General features: G+C 38.9%; 15 protein-coding genes and 1 pseudogene. 14 read left to right on the plus strand and 2 right to left on the minus strand.

The window, feature by feature from the left end; translation table 11 throughout:
• Window positions 1-46 precede the first annotated feature (46 nt).
• A complete protein-coding gene (locus GCWU000282_RS04750; protein WP_023353883.1) occupies window positions 47-1108 on the minus strand; it encodes a tartrate dehydrogenase in 1062 nt (353 codons plus the stop codon).
• Window positions 1109-1159: 51 nt separating this feature from the next.
• Window positions 1160-1993 carry a class II fructose-bisphosphate aldolase gene (locus tag GCWU000282_RS04755; RefSeq protein WP_035039560.1) on the minus strand — a complete coding sequence of 278 codons (834 nt, stop codon included), beginning with the start codon at window positions 1991-1993 and terminating at the stop codon, window positions 1160-1162.
• A gap of 275 nt (window positions 1994-2268) precedes the next feature.
• Here GCWU000282_RS04755 and GCWU000282_RS04760 point away from each other — a divergent pair, with 275 nt between their 5' ends.
• From GCWU000282_RS04760 to GCWU000282_RS04825, 14 genes and pseudogenes are all read left to right on the plus strand, one after another.
• Entirely contained in the window at window positions 2269-3222 is a 954-nt protein-coding gene (locus GCWU000282_RS04760) for a carbohydrate kinase family protein (RefSeq protein ID WP_023353885.1), read from the plus strand.
• 36 nt (window positions 3223-3258) lie between these two features.
• On the plus strand, window positions 3259-4230 hold the full coding sequence (locus GCWU000282_RS04765) for a tripartite tricarboxylate transporter substrate binding protein (RefSeq protein WP_023353886.1): 972 nt from the start codon (window positions 3259-3261) through the stop codon (window positions 4228-4230).
• 59 nt (window positions 4231-4289) lie between these two features.
• A complete protein-coding gene (locus tag GCWU000282_RS04770) occupies window positions 4290-4748 on the plus strand; it encodes a tripartite tricarboxylate transporter TctB family protein (RefSeq protein WP_023353887.1) in 459 nt (152 codons plus the stop codon).
• A gap of 28 nt (window positions 4749-4776) precedes the next feature.
• A pseudogene (locus GCWU000282_RS04775) lies at window positions 4777-6270 on the plus strand (tripartite tricarboxylate transporter permease).
• Window positions 6271-6397: 127 nt separating this feature from the next.
• Window positions 6398-7165 (plus strand): DeoR/GlpR family DNA-binding transcription regulator, encoded by a 768-nt coding sequence (locus tag GCWU000282_RS04780; RefSeq protein WP_023353890.1) that lies wholly within the window; start codon window positions 6398-6400, stop codon window positions 7163-7165.
• 50 nt (window positions 7166-7215) lie between these two features.
• Complete coding sequence (locus GCWU000282_RS04785) at window positions 7216-8268, plus strand: type II glyceraldehyde-3-phosphate dehydrogenase (RefSeq protein ID WP_035039563.1); 1053 nt, start codon at window positions 7216-7218, stop codon at window positions 8266-8268.
• Between the two features lie 30 nt (window positions 8269-8298).
• Window positions 8299-9561, plus strand: coding sequence for a phosphoglycerate kinase (locus GCWU000282_RS04790; protein ID WP_023353892.1), 1263 nt, complete (start codon window positions 8299-8301; stop codon window positions 9559-9561).
• A gap of 401 nt (window positions 9562-9962) precedes the next feature.
• A complete protein-coding gene (locus tag GCWU000282_RS04795; RefSeq protein ID WP_023353893.1) occupies window positions 9963-11084 on the plus strand; it encodes a GntR family transcriptional regulator in 1122 nt (373 codons plus the stop codon).
• A gap of 15 nt (window positions 11085-11099) precedes the next feature.
• A complete protein-coding gene (araA, locus tag GCWU000282_RS04800) occupies window positions 11100-12539 on the plus strand; it encodes an L-arabinose isomerase (protein ID WP_023353894.1) in 1440 nt (479 codons plus the stop codon).
• A 10-nt stretch (window positions 12540-12549) separates the two neighbouring features.
• Entirely contained in the window at window positions 12550-13245 is a 696-nt protein-coding gene (locus GCWU000282_RS04805; RefSeq protein WP_023353895.1) for an L-ribulose-5-phosphate 4-epimerase, read from the plus strand.
• Window positions 13246-13292: 47 nt separating this feature from the next.
• Window positions 13293-14894: a xylulokinase gene (locus GCWU000282_RS04810; protein ID WP_023353896.1), complete on the plus strand. Its 1602-nt coding sequence runs from the start codon at window positions 13293-13295 to the stop codon at window positions 14892-14894.
• Window positions 14895-15134: 240 nt separating this feature from the next.
• Window positions 15135-16472, plus strand: coding sequence for an ATP-binding protein (locus GCWU000282_RS04815; RefSeq protein WP_023353897.1), 1338 nt, complete (start codon window positions 15135-15137; stop codon window positions 16470-16472).
• 185 nt (window positions 16473-16657) lie between these two features.
• Entirely contained in the window at window positions 16658-18613 is a 1956-nt protein-coding gene (gene htpG / locus GCWU000282_RS04820; protein ID WP_035039565.1) for a molecular chaperone HtpG, read from the plus strand.
• A 181-nt stretch (window positions 18614-18794) separates the two neighbouring features.
• Window positions 18795-21695, plus strand: coding sequence for a S8 family peptidase (locus tag GCWU000282_RS04825; protein WP_023353899.1), 2901 nt, complete (start codon window positions 18795-18797; stop codon window positions 21693-21695).
• Window positions 21696-21719: the final 24 nt, after the last annotated feature.

Raw genomic sequence — 21719 nt, forward strand, 5'->3', positions numbered from 1 at the left:
TATTTCGACAGCCCCATAAGAGTATAAGGTAGTACAAGAGAACTGATTACAACAGAGAAATCAATGTATCTGCACATTCGGATGTAGAAGCTTTTCCGCCCTGATCGGGAGTAAGTTTGTCTTTATGATTTATAAGCATATCGCCTATGGCTTCAATTAGAACTTTTCCCCATTTTTCATAACCGAAAAAATCAAGCATCTGTGAAGCTGACCAGATGGCAGCCAGAGGATTTGCAATACCTTTACCGGCAATATCGGGGGCTGAGCCATGAATAGGTTCAAACATAGATGGGAATTTTTTTTCAGGATTTAAATTAGCACCGGCTGCAAGACCCATTCCTCCTGCTATAGCCGCGCCTAAATCCGTAAGAATATCACCGAACAGATTACTTGTAACCACCACCTGAAAGCGTTTTGGATCTTTTACCATAAACATAGCGGCGGCATCTACAAGGAGATTACAGGTTTTAACATTGGGATATTCTTTTCCGATTTCCTTAAAAATTTGATCCCAAAAGACCATGGAATAATTCAGTGCATTCCCCTTGCTGATACTTGTAAGTGTCTTTTTCTCTTTTTCGGCCAATTCGTAAGCATATCGTATTACGCGTTCGCAGCCTTTCCTTGAAAATACATTATCCTGTACGACAACTTCTTCTGGAGTATCTTTATACAGCCAAGCACCGGTTCCGTAATATTCACCTTCGCTGTTTTCTCTGATAAAAGTCATATCGATATCTTCGGTCTCTGTATTTTTCAGAGGACAATGGGCACCTTTTAATAATTTTACGGGTCTGAGGTTGATATACTCGTCAAAGTTGTGACGTATTTTAAGAAGAAGATCGCGCAAAGATATATGGTCGGGAACACCCGGATATCCTACAGCGCCCAACAGAATCGCGTCATATGACGATAAAATATCGATTCCGTCGGTGGGCATCATTTCGGATGTTTCCAAATAGTACTTACAGCCCCAAGGGAAGTGGGTAAATTCAAACTTGAACCCCCCGTCCAACTCTGAAATTTTGTTGAGAACTTTTAATGATTCATTCATTACCTCCGGCCCGATTCCGTCACCGGGAATTACTGCGATTTTATAAACGTTCATTTTATAACCTCCAATGTAAATTCGATTAAAAGTAAACTAAGTTCTAATTATTCACGCCATACCTACAGAACCGAAAACTTGTATCTTGCGCATTGCGGCAGCTTTAACGGCCTGAACGGTATCGGGTATAATAGTGGACATACCTTTATTATCTTCATAATTTTTATATACTGCGGTTGATGCTGCAATATTTACGTCTGTAAAAATATTAATTTTGCAAATGCCTGATTTTATGCAGTTTTTGAAATCATCATCACTGAGGCCGGAGCCGCCGTGAAGAACGAGAGGGATGTTTACGGCCTTTTCTATTTCGGAAAGGCGTTCAATATCAAGTTTAGGTTTTTCCCTGTATAATCCGTGAGAGGTTCCGATTGCAACGGCAAGTGCGTCAACTCCGGTCATTTCCGCATATTTTTTTGCGTCCTCAACCCGAGTATATATATCCTGTTCCGCATTTGGGTTAGCATTAGTTCCCACATGCCCGAGTTCTCCTTCAACGGTACAGCCGTAAAGATGTGCGTATTTTGTAAGTGAAGCAACTTTAGTGATGTTCTCATCGTAAGGTAAAAGTGAGCAGTCGTACATAACGGAAGAAAATCCAAGTCGCATTGCCTCAACTATTTTTTGTTCACTAAGTCCGTGATCAAAGTGAAGCACAACGGGAATTTTGGATTTTTCCGCTAACGGGCGAAGTAAATATGTAAGAGTATCGAGCGGTGTATACTTTGTGAGAACTTCTGCCGTACCGATAATGACCGGAGAGTTCAGCTCTTCCGCGGCGGCTATAACTCCTCTGACCATTTCCATATTGACGGCATTAAATGCGCCGATGCCGTAATGTTTTTTCTTTGCATCCGAAAGAACTTCTTTGAGAGTTACAATCATATTTTTGACCTCCTTATGGTTTACAAATAATTCAATCCAATAAAATGATTTATTTGGAAACAATAAATCATAAAATGCTTTGTTAAAAACAGGATATCACTATTTAAATGAAATTTCAATCAAAAAGACATAAAAAAATCAAATAATATCAAATATAAATCAAAATATGAATCAAATAATGATTTTTGCTATTGACTTTTCAGCAAACAGAAAGTATTATTAAATCAAATAGCAATTGTTTTATGCTGAAGCCAAAGTAAAGCAGGGGTGATGAAATGCAGAGGGTTTTATGTATCGGTGAAACAACGGTTGACTTGATTGCTTTTCCGGTTGAAAAGGTTGAGCTGAATACGGATTATCATTATCTTGAGAGTTTTTTGATTAAGGCGGGAGGAGACGCGCATAATAATGCGGTAGACATGGCAAGATTGGGCAACAGGGTGACCTATGTTGGGCCTTTTGGAGATGATATTTTTGCGGATAACTGTTTAGAGTCACTGAAAAAAGAAAAAGTTGATATTTCAAATATTATCAGATATCCGGGGGTCAAACAGTCAAAGTCATTGATTTTACTTAATTCTGAAGGTAAAAGGACATTTTACCAGAATTTTGCTTCCAGCGAAGCCTTTGAGAGTGCTGACATCAATACGGCTATGTTGGATGATGCCGATATTTTGCAAATAGCGGGAACTTTTCATATGAAAAAATTTGACGGCGAAGGTGCGGCGGTTATATTAAAAAAAGCCAAGGAAAAAGGGGTTATTACTTCGATGGATGTAACTACTGACCGTACGGGAAGATGGGGAGAAATTATTGAATGTAATTATCCTTATTTGGATTACTTCCTTCCGAGTATTGAGCAGGCCGTACATCTTACTCATAAGGAAAGAGTTTCTGATATGGCAGAATATTTCATCGAAAAGGGAGTGGGACATGTTGTCATAAAAGCAGGGGAGACGGGGGCCTATTATAAAGATAAAAACACTGCATTTATGTGCGGATGTTATAAGGTGCCCGTCAAAGATACTACCGGAGCGGGGGATGCTTTTGTTTCGGGTTTTCTGACCACGCTTGGACAAAACACGGATGCTGTAGATAAAATGATTTTTGCCACGGCCTGTTCGGCGCAGGTAATTCAGCATGTTGGGGCATGCGAGGGCATTGAAAGTTTCGACCAAATCAGTGATTTTATAAGACAAAATCCGTTGCCTGAAATTAAAGAAGATTGAACACAATAAAAATTTTTGAATTGGAGGTTTTGAGGTATGAAGAAGAGGTTAGCGGCTGTATTGTTAGGATTATCTGTTATTACATCAGCTTTGTCCGGATGTGGAGGGTCTTCAGGATCGTCGAAAGATTTTCCCACAAAAGATCTTTCGGCTGTTTGTTATTATGCGGCAGGAGGAACAACGGATACCTGTGTAAGAAGTGTCATTAATGCCATACCAAAGAAAGATTTATCAAAAAACATCATTGTTTCCAATGTGGCAGGAGGCTCAGGGTTGGTCGGCTTTAATCAGTTTATGAATACCGAAGCGGACGGCTATACTATTGGAGTTTACAACTGTGACATGGTTCTCAGCTATGCACTGGGTAACACGGATGTTGATTCTTCCAAAGTAATTCCCCTCGCTATGATTGAACAGGATCCTTATCTTTTGGTTGTAGCAAAAGATGCTCCTTACAATACATTTGAGGAGTTTGTTAAATATTGCAAAGAAAATCCGGGCAAGGTTTCTATCGGTGATACCGGAGAAGGAGCGGTTCCTCATCTTGTATATACCGCATTAAATAAAAAGTTGGGACTTGATGTTACAACAGTTTCATATGATTCTTCCGCAAACAGTGTACTGGCAGTTGTCAGTGGGGAATGTATGGCAACAGTAGCTGCTCCGGGAGCGGCGCAGGGACAGCTTGAGGCCGATGCGGTGAAGGCTATTGCGAGTACGGGAAAGAAAAGGCTTGATTCCTATCCTGATGTACCTACAATGGCTGAAACTTTCGAAGAATTGAAAGATATGAACATTTTAAGCTGGATTACTCTGGCTGTCAGAGAGGGAGCTCCGGATGAGGCGGTAACCTATTTAACAAAAATATTCTCTGAAGCAGCAGCTTCGGAAGGATATGCGGAAACACTTAAAAGTTTCAGCTTCCAGGCGGTTCCTAAGATGGAACATAAGGATATCCTCTCATTTGTTGCGGAACAGCAAACTTATTATGAAAGTCTGATTAAATGAAAATACGGTGAAAAGAATCAATGGCATATCCGGGGGCTTTGTGTTAAAGAGGTGTGACTATGAAAAAATATAATATTTTGTGTGTGCTGATTTTTATCGTGATAGCAGTAGTTATATATATAGGTGCAGATGCAATGCCCTCCGGAATACGGTTTACCATAGGAGCGGGAGACTGGCCGAAGATCCTCTCAATCTGTTTGGCTTTACTGTCCGTGATATTGTTTATTCAAACAATGCAGAAGGAAAAAGAAAAACGGAAAACGGTAGTTTTTGATATACACTCAGCATCATTCAGAAGAGTTTTAAAAGGAGTCGGAGTTCTTGCTATATTCGGTATACTACTTTATTTTTTCGGTTTTTTCATAGGAGCTTTTTTTATGATTCCGGCTACCATGTTATTGATGGGTGAAAAGGATATACGGCTGTTAGCCGGGGTAACAATCGGAGTTGAAGCATTTACTTTTGTGGTGTTCTCCATAATTTTGAAGCTTTCTTTACCAACAGGCGTATTGTTTTGAAAGGAGGAGAAAAGTGTTTGAAGCGTTAATGTCGGCTTTATATACAGTGTTTCAGCCATTTAACCTCTTTATTATATTTTTAGGTTGCTTAATAGGTATTTTGGTAGGCTCGATGCCCGGACTTTCCTCTATAATGGGATTGTCGATAATGATGCCCCTTACATTGAAAATGCAGGGAGAATCAGGAGTTTTGATGCTTCTGGGAGTATTTTGCGGTGCCATATACGGAGGATCTATAACGGCAATTTTAATAAATACGCCGGGAACCGCTAATTCCGCGGCCACGACTTTGGACGGATATCCCATGAATCTTAAGGGAGAGGCTGGCAGGGCGCTCGGAATATCAACGATGGCATCTACTTTCGGCGGTATTTTCTCGTCAATTATGTTGTTTTGGATTTCCCCCCTTTTAAGTAAGGTTGCACTTAACTTCGGTGCTCCGGAGTATTTTGCTCTCGCTATTTTTGGACTTTCGATGGTGACGAGCATTTCGGCAAAAAACATTGTTAAAGGTTTGATTGGAGCGGTTCTTGGGCTGATTATGGCTACTATAGGGATTGATTCCCTTACCGGACAGAGCCGATTTACTTTCGGTACAGTATATCTTATGGGCGGTATTCAGATGATTCCTGTTTTAATTGCTCTTTATGCTTTTGCACAGGGGCTTATTAATATTGAAAACGGCTGAGATCAAGAGGACAAGGGAACAAAACAAAAGTTAAACCGAATTTTTCCGACTTTGCAGGATGTAAAGGCAACTTTACCAACGATGTTTCGTTCAAGCATTATAGGAACAATAATCGGTGCGATACCCGGTACAGGGGGAGACATTGCGTGCTGGGTTGGCTATAACGAGGCTAAAAGGGTATCCAAGCACAAGGAGTTATTCGGAAAAGGTATACCTGAGGGAGTTGCGGCACCGGAAGCGGCAAATAATGCAATTTCGGGCGGAGCATTGATACCGCTTCTCACATTGGGAATTCCGGGAGACGCCGGTACAGCGGTTATGCTGAGTGCTCTGATGATGCAGGGTATTGTTCCGGGACCTCTTCTGTTTCAAACCCAGGGGAAGGTGGTATACGGAATTATTTTAGGTATGTTTGCAGCGAATATAGCGATGTGCATACTCGGATATTGCGGTATTAGGATCTTTGCTAAGATAGGCGATGTTTCGAATAAATATCTGACACCGATAGTTTTCGCATTTTGCGTTGTGGGAACTTATGCGGTTAACAACAATATAATTGATATCTTGCTGATGATGTTTTTGGGGGTTATTGCTTATATATTGATAAAACTGGATTTCCCTATGCCACCGATAATATTGGGATTGATTTTAGGGAACCTTGCAGAGAAAAATTTACAGCGATCTTTGGTTATATCACATGGGAGTATATCAATCTTTTTTACACGTCCTATCTCATGCGGTTTTCTTATGATTGCAATTATATCGATACTGTGGCCGGTGGTTAAATCTTTAATTAGTAAGATGAAACAAAATAATAGGCTTAAAAATGATTGATACTATGACAAATTAATCAAATAATGATTTTTACCGATATTCGGTTGCAAAATGTTCTGCTTTAAAATATGATTATTTCGATGGTAAGGATAATTTTTAACAGGTAATCGATTTTAAAGGGGGATTTATGAAAGGTGATAATCGCAGACAGCAAATACTTGAGTTTGCCCAAAAAAAAGAAATTGTGAAGATTAACGAACTTTTTGCTGCAATTTCCGCATCTGTAGCCACTATAAGGAGAGATATAAATACACTTGCGGCAGAGGGCAAAATACATAAAACGCGGGGTAAAATCATTTATGTGGAACCCGATCGTGCTCCTGTGTACAGTTTTCGTGACAACATAAATTATGACGAGAAAAAGCTGATCGGACGTAAGGCTGCGGAAATGGTACACGAAAATGATACTATATGCATTGATGCGGGGACAACAACACTTGCACTTGCAGAAAATTTAAAAGACAAAAAAAGTCTTTCGGTCATCACAAATTCAGTGCCTGTAGCCACTATTTTAAACGATACCGATGTGCACGTATTTATGCCGGGTGGCATGCTTGAGGATATGTGTCTTGCGGATGCCGATACCGTCGACTATCTTGCGAGACATCATGTCGATAAAGCATTTATAGGAGCATCCGGTGTAAGCGGTTGTAGAGGGCTGACGGTAACGTCGCCACTACAGTATTCCGTAAAAAAACAGATTATTAAATCGGCGGATGAAGTTTACGCTCTGATTGATTCTACGAAGTTTCATATTTCGGGAGTAAATGTATTTTCTGAGTTTAGTGAACTTACGGGGATTATTACTGCAAGACCAATAGAAGATCCTAAACTTATACAGGTCTTGGAAGAGAATAATGTCAAAATAATATATGTCAATGATGACTTGGAATGAAGAAAGATAAAAGACCCTTTGAAGTTACGAAGAATAAAGGAGGCTGTTTTATGACAAAGGTAAGAGTCGGAGTAGCGGGGTATGGTACGATAGGTCAGCGTCTTGCTGATGGAGTGGCCATGCAGGAAGATATGGAGTTGGTGGGAGTTGTTGATTTTGCACCCACGCTTGCAATTCGTGCATTATATGAAAAAGGAATGCCGTACGATCTTTATATGGCTGAAGGAGCAGAACGCAGTTCGTTTGAAGAAATAGGGATTCCCGTAAAAGGAACAATCAATGATTTGATTGATAAGGTTGATATAATGCTTGATGCTTCTCCGGCGGGAGTCGGAGCTAAAAATAAGGAATTATATATAAAAGAAGGAATTAAAGCAATCTTCCAGGGTGGAGAAAAAAATGAAGTTGCCGATGTATTTTTTCATGGTTATGCGAATTATGAAAAAGGTATAGGGAAAGATTATTTGAAATTAACAAGCTGTAATACAACGGGATTGATTCGTGCGGCGGATTGTCTGGATCGTGCTTTTGGGGTAGATAATATTGCAATTACAATTATCAGAAGAGTAGCCGATCCGGGTGACTATCACAGAGGGCTTACGGATGCTCTGCGTATTGACAAAGCTCCATCTCATCAGGCGGTTGATTTAATGACTATCATGCCTCATATAAGGGCGACGGGTATTCTGGTGCACACTCCCGTAACGTACGGTCATATAATCACCTGTGTGGTTCATGGAAAAAGTAAAATTGAAAAAAAGTCGGCATTAGCAGAATTTGAAAAACATCCAAGAATAAGAGTTGTTACGACGGACGAGGGATTTCTCGGCAATGCATCATTTTTTAAATACGGAAGAGACCTTGGGCATTGCAGAGGCGATAATTATGAAATAGGCCTTTGGGCGGATAGCATAGTGGAAATAGGGGACGATATTATGTTCGCAATCAACATTCCGCAGGAAGCGGTTACTATTCCGGAAACGATAGACGGTATCCGTGCAGCTATGAATATGCAGCTCAATATGGAGGATGCAACATCTCTGACAAATAAATATCTGGGAATCGGAAGATTTAAAGGTATGTTTAAGAAAGGAAAATGTTGATTTGCTTGTTAAGATCATCATAGGAATGTTATGAAATTCGGGATTAATACGTTGGATGATTTTAAGGTAAACGGGAAAACGGTTATATGCAGGATAGATATCAACCAGCCGATCGACCGTGAAACCGGAAAACTTAGAGATACTTCCAGAATCATGGCCTGTGTGCCCACGATAGAAGAATTGTCTGAAAAAGGGGCGAAGCTTGTCCTTTTAGCGCATCAGGGAAGCGATATAGAATATGAAAATTTCTGGACGCTTATGCCACATGCGCAGGTACTTTCGGATCATTTGAATAAAAAAGTTGACTTTATTCCGGATGTTTGCGGTCCGGCAGCAATCCAAAAAATTAAGGATTTAGGTAACGGTGAAATACTCCTTCTTGATAATGTAAGATTTATGTCGGAAGAGCAGACGATTTTTGAGAGACAGTTAAAATTAAGCCATGAGGAGCAGGCAAAAACTATAGTGGTAAGGAGGCTTGCTCCAACTGCGGATATTTATGTTTGTGACGCTTTTGCCGCAGCACATCGTGATCAACCGTCGCTTTGTGGTTTTGAGGAAGTTCTCCCGACTGCTATGGGAAGATTGTTTGAAAAAGAATATTGCATTCTTTCGGAACTTATGCAAAACCCTAAACATCCGTGTACGTTTGTACTGGGAGGGGCGAAGATTGCTGATGCATTTCTTATGATGAATTCCGTCCTTGCTGCGGGTGTAGCGGATCACATTCTTACAGGTGGTCTTGCGGCAAATATTTTTCTTGTGGCACTTGGGAAAGAAATAGGTCGGGAAAGTCTGGACTTTATCAGAACTTCAGGCTATGAAGAATATATTGCAAAAGCCAAAGAACTATATGAAAGATTTTCGGACAGAATCCTGGTTCCTGTCGATCTTGCGCAGATAAGGGAAAACACTCGAAGCGAGGCTAAGCTCAATGACATTACGGCAAAATTCTTTGCGGTTGATATAGGGAAGGATACAGCGGAACTGTACACGAGCATTATTGCGTCTTCCGAAACTGTGTTTGTCAACGGCCCTATGGGAAAATTTGAAACAGAAGGAGCAGAATATGGAACATTAAAAGTGTGGCAAGCTATTGCGGAGTCAAAAGCCTTTACAGTGGTGGGAGGAGGAGATTCGATTACAGCGGCGGCAAAGTACAACGTCACGGACAAGATTGACTATATATGCACGGGTGGAGGAGCACTGATTCGCTTCCTTTCGGGCAAAATGCTTCCTGCTGTGGAAGCTTTGCGGCACGGTACGGAAAAATTTGGAAGTCAGTTCGGATAGGATTGAGACAGTATTTTGAAACAAAGCATATGTTTTTCTTAACCAAAAAAGTACAACTTAAAAGTTGTACTTTTTTTAGTTTTGGTGGAGGATTTTACGATATATAAAAATATCATCTGTTTTGCGGCTGGTTTGAGTAGTTTTCCTCCTACATATGTAGGCTGAAGGCGAATAATTTCGGATAAATTATGTATTTGTTTTCAGATGAATAACAGAAATACAGAGACAAAAATACAGATTAAATACAACTTTCAAAAGAAAAAAATTAAAACTGCTTGCCTTAAATCATATAAGAAGCTATTATGAGACTAAGTACAAATTGTTTATCATACTGTACCATGCAGAATATGAGGTCTTGACCTATGGTGTGAATAATTGGGGTTTACCAAAGGAGTGTCGTTATGGCAAAGAAAATGTGTAATGAGGCAAAAGGCGGCATAAAATATCGGAAACTATACAACTGGGGACGGACACTGATTGTGAGCGGAGTAATAAAGAATAATGAGAAGTTTCCTTCTGAGCATGTCTTAGAGAAAAAATTCGGATATTCAAGGCAGACTGTAAGAAATGCATTGAATCAGCTTGAAAAAGAAGGTCTTATTTCCAGGGTTAGAGGAAGCGGAACTTATGTTTCCTATAAAAATGATGAAGAAGATAGAAAAAAGAAGCATATAGGACTTATACTAAGTTATTTCTCCGATTATTTATTTCCTCAGGTTTATGAAGGTATAAAATCGGTGCTTGAGGAAAGAGGTTTTGCCATAGATGTGGCAGTTACCAAAAACAGGCTTAATGACGAAGCAATTTATCTGGAAGGATTATTAAAAGCAAATGTATCGGGACTTATAATAGAGGGAACGAGGTCGAGTTTTCCAAACCCTAATATAAGACTTTATAAAGAGATAGAAAAAAGGAGTATTCCAACCATTTTCATTCATAACCATTATAGTAATCAAACCTTTGACAGTATAGAAATGTCGGATTCACAGGCAAGTTATGAGCTTACAAAGAGATTGATTAAAAATGGTCATAAGCGTATAGGAGGAATATTCAAATATGATGATGTACAAGGGCTTGAGAGGTATAGAGGATTCATAGAGTGTCTTTCCGACTATGGAGTTAAATTTGATGATGACTGTATACGCTGGTATTCGACAAAGGATATGGATGAGAAGTTAACTACCAAGAGTCTTTCCAAAATGTACAGAAGAACGAGAGATTGCACAGCTATGATAATGTATAACGATGAAATTGCAGATTATTACCTGGAGTTTTTGGAAAGTAAAGCCATATCCGTACCAAGAGATTTGTCGATGGTTTCTTTTGATGATGCAAGGTTAGCCGAACATGGAGATTTGAAGATTCTATCGGCCGTGCATCCCAAATTTGAACTTGGAAGGCTTGCTGCAAAGAATCTGCTAAAAATGTTAAATGACAGTCATTGGCAGAACAAAAATTATTCGCACAGATTTCCGGTAGTGTTTAATGATGGAAATTCTGTAAGGGACATAAGAAATATATAATAGGAGGAAGTTTCAATGGGAAAATTGTATTTTGTAGTAGGTTCACAGGATTTATACGGTGATGAATGCCTAAAGCAGGTAGCGGCAGACAGCAAAGAAATGGCAGAGTTCTTAAATGAGAAGTTAAAGGGTATAGCAGAGGTAGAACTCCTGCCAACAGTAGAAACCTCAGAACTTTGTATAAGCAATCTCCGCAAGGCTTCAAATGATGATGATTGTGTGGGTGTAGTAACCTGGATGCATACATTTTCACCTGCCAAAATGTGGATAAAAGGCCTACAGGAACTTAGAAAGCCGCTTCTTCACCTTCATACACAGGCTAATGAAAAACTCCCTTATGACAGCATAGATATGGACTTTATGAATCTCAACCAGGCAGCTCACGGTGACAGAGAATATGCTTTCATCTTGGCAAGGATGGGGATAGTACACGAGGTGGCAGCAGGCTTTTATAAGCATGCAAATGTAATTGCTAAGATTAAGCGTTTTGCGGAAGTAGCAAAGGCTATAGCATTTTCAAGAAAACTTAAAGTGGCTTCATTCGGAAACAATATGAGAGAAGTTGCCGTAACTGACGGTGACAGGGTAGAAAGTCAGATTAGATTCGGCTGGGAATGTAACTATTACGCAGTTGGTGATATTGTAGATATAGCATCAAAGGTTACAAAAGAAGAAGTAGATGCGAAAATGAAGGAATACACTGATAAATATACCATGGCAACAGATAAGGTTGATGCAGTATATGAACAGGCAAAGTATGAAGTGGCGATTGAGAAATTTTTAACAAAAAACAAGATAGGAGCTTTTGCGGATACCTTCCAGGATTTACATGGGCTTAAGCAGCTTCCGGGTATTGCAGTACAGAACCTTATGACCAAGGGAATAGGCTTTGGACCTGAAGGAGACTACAAAATATCAGCAATGTCTGCAATCCTTATGAAGATGGCTGAGGGAAGAGAGGGGGCTACAGGCTTTATTGAGGATTATACCTATGACCTTACGGAAGGGGAAGAGCTTGAACTTGCTTCCCATATGCTTGAAGTTCCGCCCGCTTTCGCAGCGACAAAGCCTGAAATTCAGGTACATCCGCTTGGAATAGGCGGCAAGGATGATCCTGCAAGACTTGTATTTGACGGTGTTACAGGAGACGGAATACAGGTGACAATGGTGGATATGGGGGACAGATTCAGAATAATCTGTGCGGATATAGAACTGGTAAAACAGCCTAAGCCAATGCCCAAACTTCCTGTAGCCAGAATAATGTACCGCCATAAACCTGATTTTAATATCGGAACTTCTGCCTGGTGTTATGCAGGCGGCGCACACCACTCGGTAGTATCTACTGCACTTACAAGGGATGATATAGCTATGTTTGCAAGACTTACGGGAACAGAACTTATTACTATAGGAGATGATACCACAGAAGCTGATTTGCAGAAGTTCTTTATGAAATAAGGAGGGGGCTATGCTTGAGGAACTTAAAAAAAGTGTGTATGAAGCCAATATGCTTTTGCCAAAATACGGACTTGTTACCTTTACTTGGGGAAATGTGTCTGGAATAGACAGAGAAAAAGGGCTTGTGGTTATAAAACCAAGCGGGGTGGAATACGATAAATTAAAGCCTGAGGACATGGTTGTAATTGACCTTGACGGAAATAGGGCGGAGGGGGAGCTTAATCCCTCCTCCGATACCAAAACTCACCTTGAGCTGTACAAGGCTTTTGACAATATAGGAGGGATAGTACATACTCATTCGCCGTATGCAGTCGGTTTTGCACAGGCAGGAGAGGATATTCCCTGCATGGGAACTACGCAATGCGATTATTTTTATGGAAATATCCCTTGTATAAGGCATCTTACCAAGGAAGAAATAGAGGAAGATTACGAGAAGAATACAGGACTTGTGATTGTGAAAACTTTTAAGGATAAAAATATAAATCCGACTTATGTTCCGGCCTGTGTATGCAAAAGCCATGGACCTTTTTCCTGGGGAAAGACTCCGTTTGAAGCTGTACATAATGCAGTGGTTATGGAAGAAGTGGCTAAGATGGATATATTTACGAAGATTATTAATCCTAAGGCAGAAAATGCACCTGCACATTATCTTGAGAAGCATTTTACAAGAAAGCATGGTCCGAATGCATATTATGGGCAGAAGTAAAAAAGTAAGAAAAAATTTGGCTGACGTAATGGAGAAACGGAGAAGATATGGAAAACAAATCAATTTGTACCGACAAAACAGAGATTATTAAGCAGGGCAAAACTTCACTTGGCATAGAGTTCGGTTCAACAAGAATAAAGGCTGTACTGATTGACTTTACGGGTGAGGTACTTGCGGTAGGTTTTCATGATTGGGAAAATTCTCTCACCGATGGAACATGGACTTATCCTTTGGATGAAATCCATGAAGGTGCAAGGAAATGCTATACTTCGTTAAGAAAAAATGTAGAGGAAAAGTATGGAGTTACCCTTAAAAAGATAGGCTCTATGGGCATAAGTGCGATGATGCATGGGCTTATGGCCTTTGATAAAGAGTGTAAGCTTCTTACACCGTTTAAGACCTGGAGAAACAGTGATACTGAGGCTGCAGCAGATGAACTTACGGAGCTTTTTGACTTTAACATTCCTCTAAGATGGACTGTAGCACATGTTTATCAGGCTGTACTTGATAAAAAGGAATACGTGAAGGAACTTGATTTTGCTGCAACCTTAGCGGCATACATACATTTTAAACTTACAGGTAAAAAGGTTATAGGAGTAGGTGATGCTGCGGGAATATTTCCTGTCTCCGGAGGAAATTATGATAAGGGAATGTCTGATAAATTTATTAAACTTGTTTCAGAAAAAGGATATGAGATAAACCCTATGGAGGTTTTTCCAAAGGTACTTTCCGCAGGAGATAATGCAGGAAACTTAACTGCTGCCGGAGCAGCCTTTCTTGATGAAAGCGGCAATTTAGAGGCGGGAGTGCCTATGTGTCCGCCCGAGGGAGATGCAGGCACAGGAATGGTAGCCACAGATTCGGTTGCGGTAGGCACGGGAAATGTATCTGCAGGAACTTCTATTTTTGCAATGCTTGTGCTTGAAAAGGGCTTATCCAAGTTGTACAGAGAGATAGATATGGTGACTACACCTGACGGATATCCGGTGGCTATGGCGCATGCTAATAACTGTACCTCAGACTTAAATGCCTGGGTGAATATATTTAAGGAATTTGCAGAGCTTTTTGGCATCAAGGCAGATATGGGCGAGTTGTATGGGAAGTTATATAATAATTCCCTAAGCGGAGACAAGGACTGCGACGGACTTCTTTCTTACGGCTATTATTCGGGAGAGGGTATAGTTCACCTGAATGAGGGCAGGCCATTATTTGTAAGAATGCCTGAGAGTAAGTTTAACCTTGCAAACTTTATGAGATCTCATCTTTACGCTTCACTTGGGGCAGTTAAGATTGGGCTTGATATTCTCTTGAAGGATGAGAAGGTGAAGGTAACTAAGATAATGGGGCATGGAGGACTTTTTAAGACTCCTCTGGTTGCACAGAGTTATCTGGCGGCAGCAGTAAATGCTCCTGTAACAGTTATGGATACAGCAGGCGAGGGCGGACCTTGGGGAATGGCTGTACTTGCAGCTTACTTGCTTAACAGGGAGAATATGAGCCTTTCCGAGTATTTGGAAAAGGTTATATTTAAGAATGCAACCGGAACTACGGTAGAACCTGATGAACTTGACGTAAAGGGGCTTGAAGAGTATATGGAGAAGTTTAAGGCAGGAATAGAGGTAGAGAAGAAAGCAGTGGAAGTTTTATAAAGGTATCCGGGTTGCTATAAAAAATATCAAAAGAGGAGTTCTGAAAATTGTGATTCTATAAGGTTTTCAGGTCTCCTCTTTCCTGTGCTAAATTTTAAGAGTCGCAGATTTTTTTGAAAAGTCAGTGTTTTACTACTGAAATTATATTGAAAAGTCATAAAAATTATGCAATAATATTATTGAAAAGTCATAAAATTATGATTGAAAATATATTGAAAAGTCAAATTTGAGGTTAATTAAATGCTGATTAGAAAAATTGAAACTCTCATTGAAGAACATTTAAAAAGTAATTCTGAAAAGGTTTTGTTGGTTGATGGTGCACGACAGGTGGGAAAAACTTACATTATTCGTTATGTTGGACAAAAACTATATAAAAACTTTATTGAGATTAATATGATAGAAGATTCTCTAAAGAATAAGCTGTTTGAAGGTATTAAAACTGTAGAGGACTTTTATCTGCAGATTAGTATGCTGGCAGGAAATAAGATGGAACAGAAGGAAAATACGCTTATTTTTATAGATGAAATACAGGCCTATCCACATCTTTTAACCTTACTTAAGTTTTTATCACAAGATGATAAATATACTTTTATTGCAAGCGATTCATTGTTAGGGGTCACATTATCACAGACAACTTCAATACCTATGGGAAGTATAAGAAAAGTAAGAATGTTCCCGCTTGATTTTGAGGAATTTTTATATGCCAATGGATTTAATGAGATGAGTATATCACTTTTGCGTAAAAAATATGAAAAAGAAGAATCACTTGATGAAGCCACACATAATAAGATGATGGATTTATTTCGTAAATATTTATTGGTGGGAGGACTTCCTGAGGCAGTAAATTCATATTTGGCCAATCAGAATATTGTCCTTGTTCGTGAGATCCAGAATGAAATTCGTGAATATTATGCTGCTGATGCTTCGAAATATGATGAGGAAAATAAGCTTAAGATCCGAAGAATATACGATATGCTTCCTTCTAACATGGAAAATAAGAAGAAGAGGGTTGTAGCAAAAAATATTGAAAATAAAAAGGGGAAAACATTCAGCGATTATGAAGATGAATTTGAATACCTTATAAGTGCAGGTATTGCCCTCAATGTTCAGGCTATATCAAATCCAGGTTTTCCTCTTGTTCAGTCAAGCAGTAAGAACTTACTCAAGTTATATTTAAACGATGTAGGCATATTAACAAGTATACTTTACGGAAATAATATCAGAGCTGTATTAGATGATAAATGCAGTATTAATCTCGGCTCAGTTTATGAAAGTGTCGTTGCGAGTGAACTAATAGCACATGGATATAAACTATTCTACTATGATAACAGAGATAAGGGAGAGGTAGACTACCTAATTGATGATTATAACTCACTTTCGGTTGTACCGATTGAGGTAAAATCCGGAAAGGATTATACAGTACACAGTGCTCTCAGTAATTTTGTAAAAAATGAAGCTTATAATATAAAAAAGGCTTATGTGTTGTCAAACCAAAGAGAAGTTAAGTGTAAGAGGGGGATAATTTATCTGCCTATATATTATATAATGTTTTTTGAAGATACAGCAGGCAGATTATAAAATGTTTATTAGCACTCAATAAAAAAGAGTGCTAATAAAATCTTGACAAGTATCAAAATCAGTATTATTATAATAATCGAACGGTTTATTACTGTTCGGTTTTTATCTTTTAAATGGATAAAAAGTATAAAACAAATAATCTATGCTTTAGACAAAAAATATATGAATACAAGGAGAAAAATACAATGGGAAATATTGAAAAAGGTTCATTATCAATTACTTCGGAAAACATATTTCCGATTATTAAAAAATGGCTCTACTCTGACCATGATATCTTTTTAAGAGAGCTTGTTTCAAATGCCTGCGATGCCATAACAAAGCTTAAAAAGTTAGATGGCATAGGAGAATGGAAAGCACCGGAAGATAACAAATTCAGAGTAGATGTAATCACTGACAGTGAAGCAAAGACTATAACCGTCATTGATAACGGTATTGGTATGACAGCCGATGAGGTGAAGACATACATCAACCAGATAGCTTTTTCGGGAGCACAGAGCTTCCTTGAGAAGTATAAGGATAAGGCAAGTGAAGAGCAGATTATTGGTCACTTTGGACTTGGTTTTTACTCAGCTTTCATGGTAGCAAGAAGAGTTACCATAGACACCCTTTCATATAAAGAGGGTGAAAAGGCTGTACACTGGGCTTCCGATGAAGGTGTTGACTTTACTATGGAGGACGGTGACAGGACAGAACGCGGAACCAAGATTACCCTTTACTTAAATGATGATTGCTATGAATTTGCCAATGAATACAGAGTTAAGGAAATTTTGGAGAAATACTGCTCATTTATGCCGGTTGAAATCTACTATACCAATTCAAATGCGATTAAGACAGAAAAAACAGAGGTAGTAGAGGACAAAGAAGGTGAGAAGAAAGAAGAAGCACCAAAGCCTGTAAATGAAATCCACCCACTTTGGACAAAGCATCCGAATGAAGTTAAGGAAGAGGATTATAAAGAATTCTACAGAAAGGTGTTCAGAGATTATAAAGAGCCTCTTTTCTGGATTCACCTCAATATGGATTATCCGTTTAATTTGAAGGGTATTCTTTACTTCCCTAAGATTAATAACGAGTATGAGGCAGCAGAGGGAACTATTAAGCTTTACAACAATCAGGTATTTATTGCAGACAATATCAAGGAAGTTATTCCTGAGTTCCTGCTCTTATTAAAGGGAGTAATTGACTGTCCTGATTTACCGCTTAATGTATCCAGAAGTGCTTTGCAGAATGACGGTTTTGTGAAAAAAATATCAGACTATATAACAAAGAAGGTAGCTGAGAAGCTTTCGGGACTTTGCAAGACTGACAGAGAAAACTATGAGAAATACTGGGATGATATCAGTCCATTTATTAAATACGGCTGTTTAAAGGATGATAAGTTTGAAGAGAAAATGAAGGAATTCATTCTCTTTAAGGACTTAAACGACAAGTATGTAACCTTTGATGACTATGTAAAGACTATAGAGCCTGAAAAGGAAGAAGCAGAAGAAAAGCCTGAGGAAGAAAATAAAGAGGATGCTGAGGTAGAGCCTGATAAACCTAAGAAGATAATTTACTATGTAACTGATGTGCGTGAGCAGAGCCAGTATATCAATATGTTCAAGGAGCATGGGCTTAATGCGGTTGTACTTTCACATAGAATAGACCAGCCGTTTATGAATGCGCTTGAGATGAAAAATGATGACCTTAAGTTTGAGCGTATTGACTCAAAGGTAAATGCTTCCGCAAAGAATGATATACCTGAGGAAGAACTTAAAACTATGACAGATAGTTTGTCTGAGCTTTTCAAGAAGGCACTTGGCAAGGAGAAGCTTGAAGTTAAGGTAGAAAGTCTTAAGAATGAGAATGTCTCTTCCATGATGACTGTATCCGAAGAAATGCGCAGGATGCAGGAAATGATGAAACAGTACGGAATGGGAACCAATCCTTTTGAAGCGGGAGAGGTACTTGTGCTTAACAGTAACAATGCCCTTGTTAAATATCTGCTTGAGCATAAGGAAGAGGTTGACAATGAGAAGGTTAAAATCTTCTGCGAACAGCTTTACGACCTTGCAGCCATTGCAAACCGTCCATTAGAGCCGGAGGCTATGACTAAATTTATAACAAGGAGCAATGAAGTGCTTAAACTTCTTGCTGAATAAAAATAAAAGGACAGGGTATTATGCCTTGTCCTTTTGTGAATATTTTGTGTAGTATCTATAAACTTTTAAACTGAAATAGTATACAAAAAGTAAAATAATTTTAATAGGTTGTTTATAGACAAAAATATTAAAAAATGGTAGGATTGGAGCAGATATTTTAAGAAATACAGGAGAAAAATTTATGAGAAAATTAAAGACAGCTTTATCTTTAACCTTATGTGCAGGACTTTTTTTAAGTTCCGTTACAGGAGTTTCGGCTCAGGTAAAAAAAGATCCTTTACTTGATGCTAAGAATGCCAACTATCAGTACCAGCTTGATGGTATCAATGTCATGAAGGCCTGGAAACTGTTAAAAGAAAAAGGATATACCAAGACTAAAATAGGTGTAATGGATACAGGTGTAGACTCCTTACATGAAGATCTTAAGAAAAACTTAAAAGAGTATGTACAGGTTAGTAAGGGAGTTGTTAAAAAGGCGGTAGTAGATGCTGATGAGCATGGAACTCATGTTTCAGGTATTATGGCAGCAACCTATGGCAATGGCAAGGGCGGAAGCGGAATAGCAACAGGTCCTGATAATGACATGGCTGAACTCTATGTAGTGGGTGTTCAGGATGAAGATGGCTCAATTAATGATGTAGACATGATAAAGGCAATGGAGTATTTTAAGGAAAAGGGAGTTAAGGTTGTAAACATGAGCCTTGGCGGATATGGATATGATGACAATGTCCATAAGGCTATGAAGGCGGCTTATGATGCGGGAATAACTCTTATAGCTGCTTCAGGAAATGATGATACCAATAAAGACAGCTCTCCGTCCTCATTTAAGGAGGTACTTTCGGTAAATTCATCTGATTCTGACAATCAGACATCATACTTCTCAAACTATGGATTTACCTCTGATATATCAGCACCGGGTTCATCTGTGCCAAGTACAGTGCCGGGAGACAGATATGTAGCGTATTCAGGCACTTCAATGGCTTCGCCTGTAGTAGCGGGAGTGGCTTCACTTGTGCTTTCTGCCAATAAGGATCTTACACCGAGACAGGTATATAATATTCTTTGCGGAACTGCCGATAAATCTATGCTTAATGGTAAGTTCTTTGATGAAAGACAGTATGGTTACGGTGTTGTAGATGCCTATGCTGCAGTAAAGGCAGCCTATGAGATGAAGGAGCATCCTACCGATAAGGTTGACAATATCTTTGTTAAAAATAAAACGCTTACAGTTCCGAAAGGATATGAAGTAGCCTTAGAAACCCTGCTTTCGCCTTTTACAAGTACAGCTAAAGTAACCTGGTCAAGCAGTGATGAAAAGGTTGCTACAGTAAATGAAGATGGCTATGTAAAGGGACTTAGTGTAGGACATACAACCGTAACAGCTAAAGCGGGTGATAAAGAAGCTACAGTTTCTGTAAATGTTGCTGAAGATATGCTTCCTTCTAAACTGGAAATCTTAAAGGCAAAGAAGGTTATTTCTGTCGGTGAAATGGACGTACCTTTTGTAAATGTTGCTCCTGATGAAGCTTTGGTTAAGGAATTTTACGCAACCAGCAGCAATCCGGAGGTTGCGGTAGCCTACTCAAATTATGGTGTAAGAGGTGTAAAACCCGGTAAGGCAACCATTACTTTTAAGACAGTCAACGGAATTGAAGAAAAATATGAAGTTACTGTAAAGCCTGCGGTTGCAGATATAAAATTTACAAAAAAGGCAGACAAGCTTAAGGTTGGCAAGAAGTTTAAGTTTGAAGCAGTGGCTCTAAATTCAGCCGGCAAGCAGGATGTTGCTGTTAAAGGAGTTGAGTGGAGTGTTACAGATACAAGACTTGCAAAGATTGACAAGAAAACAGGCGAGCTTACAGCTAAGAAGGCGGGCAAGGTTTTTGTAAAGGCTACAGCCAAGGGCTTAAAGGAAGACGGTAAAAATAATATTGCCAAAGTACTTAAGGTAGAGCTTGTAGGTAAAACACAGCAAAAGGATAAGAAGGACAGCAAAACTGTAGAGAAAAAAACAGGCAATAAGGTTAAAGCTAGTCATATTGAAAACAATGAGGCTATGCTTAAATCCAAAGCCAATGACCTTATTGATACCCTTTATTCATCATTTGAAATAAACCGTACCAAGTATACGGATAAGGTGTTAAAGGCTGCATTTACATTGAAGAAAGAAGCTCGTGAGTATATAGCCGGTACAAAATTTGACACAGAGCTTTATAAAGATGGCTATGATGAGGAGGCACAGACCTATGGTCTTATCCCAACAGGAAAACTTGCAGAGTATAAGATGTGCTTTAAAGCCTTAGAGAGTTATGATATACTAAGAACCGGTTATAAGTTTAATTTTAAGAGCATCAAGAATGATATTTATAAAATAGTTAAAGAAGGCTACAAGAGTATTGATAAAAAGAACTTCAATGAATATTATGCACAGATTATTGATGCACAGTACTCTAAAGCTTTAGCTGATATTAAAAAGTCAGATGATGTATTAGAGCTTGCAAAGGCGGATGCAGCTTCTTTGGAACTTCCCCAGGGCAGAGACCTTGAGCTTAGAGGACTCAGAGGTATAGAGGACGTAAATGCCGTATTTACTAACAATGATATCAAAGTTATTAAGAGAATTCTTAAAAGACAGCTTGACTCTTATGTAAATGGTGAGCTTAAGATGTCAGGTTATAAGAAAGATATCAAAGGGCTTAAGAAAGAGTTAAAGGGTTATAAAAAGGACATAGATAAAACTCTTTATGTGGGCGAAATGTTTGATAAGGCAGATGCTTACATAAAGAAAATGGTAAAGAAAACAGGAGTTGAGTACGAAAAAACTTCTATCGGTGAAATGAAGAAAGCTATGGCAACAATTGATAAAGTAATGGCAAACTTCGATATTAAAAACTATTCTTCAAAAGGCTGGGAAAAGATAAAGTCAGTTTATAATGATGCAAATGATGTGATAAGCAGCTCCTGGTATAAAGGAGAGTCTTATAAGCTTGATAAAAAGCTTAAGAAAAAACTTGATAAGGTAAAGACAGCTAAAGAAGAAAAAGCTGAAAAAGCAAAGAAGAAGACTGAGAAGAAAAAATAAGAACATTTCTAAGTGGCCATAAAA

This window comes from Catonella morbi ATCC 51271 (genome assembly GCF_000160035.2).
In the GTDB taxonomy this organism is placed as follows: domain Bacteria; phylum Bacillota; class Clostridia; order Lachnospirales; family Lachnospiraceae; genus Catonella; species Catonella morbi.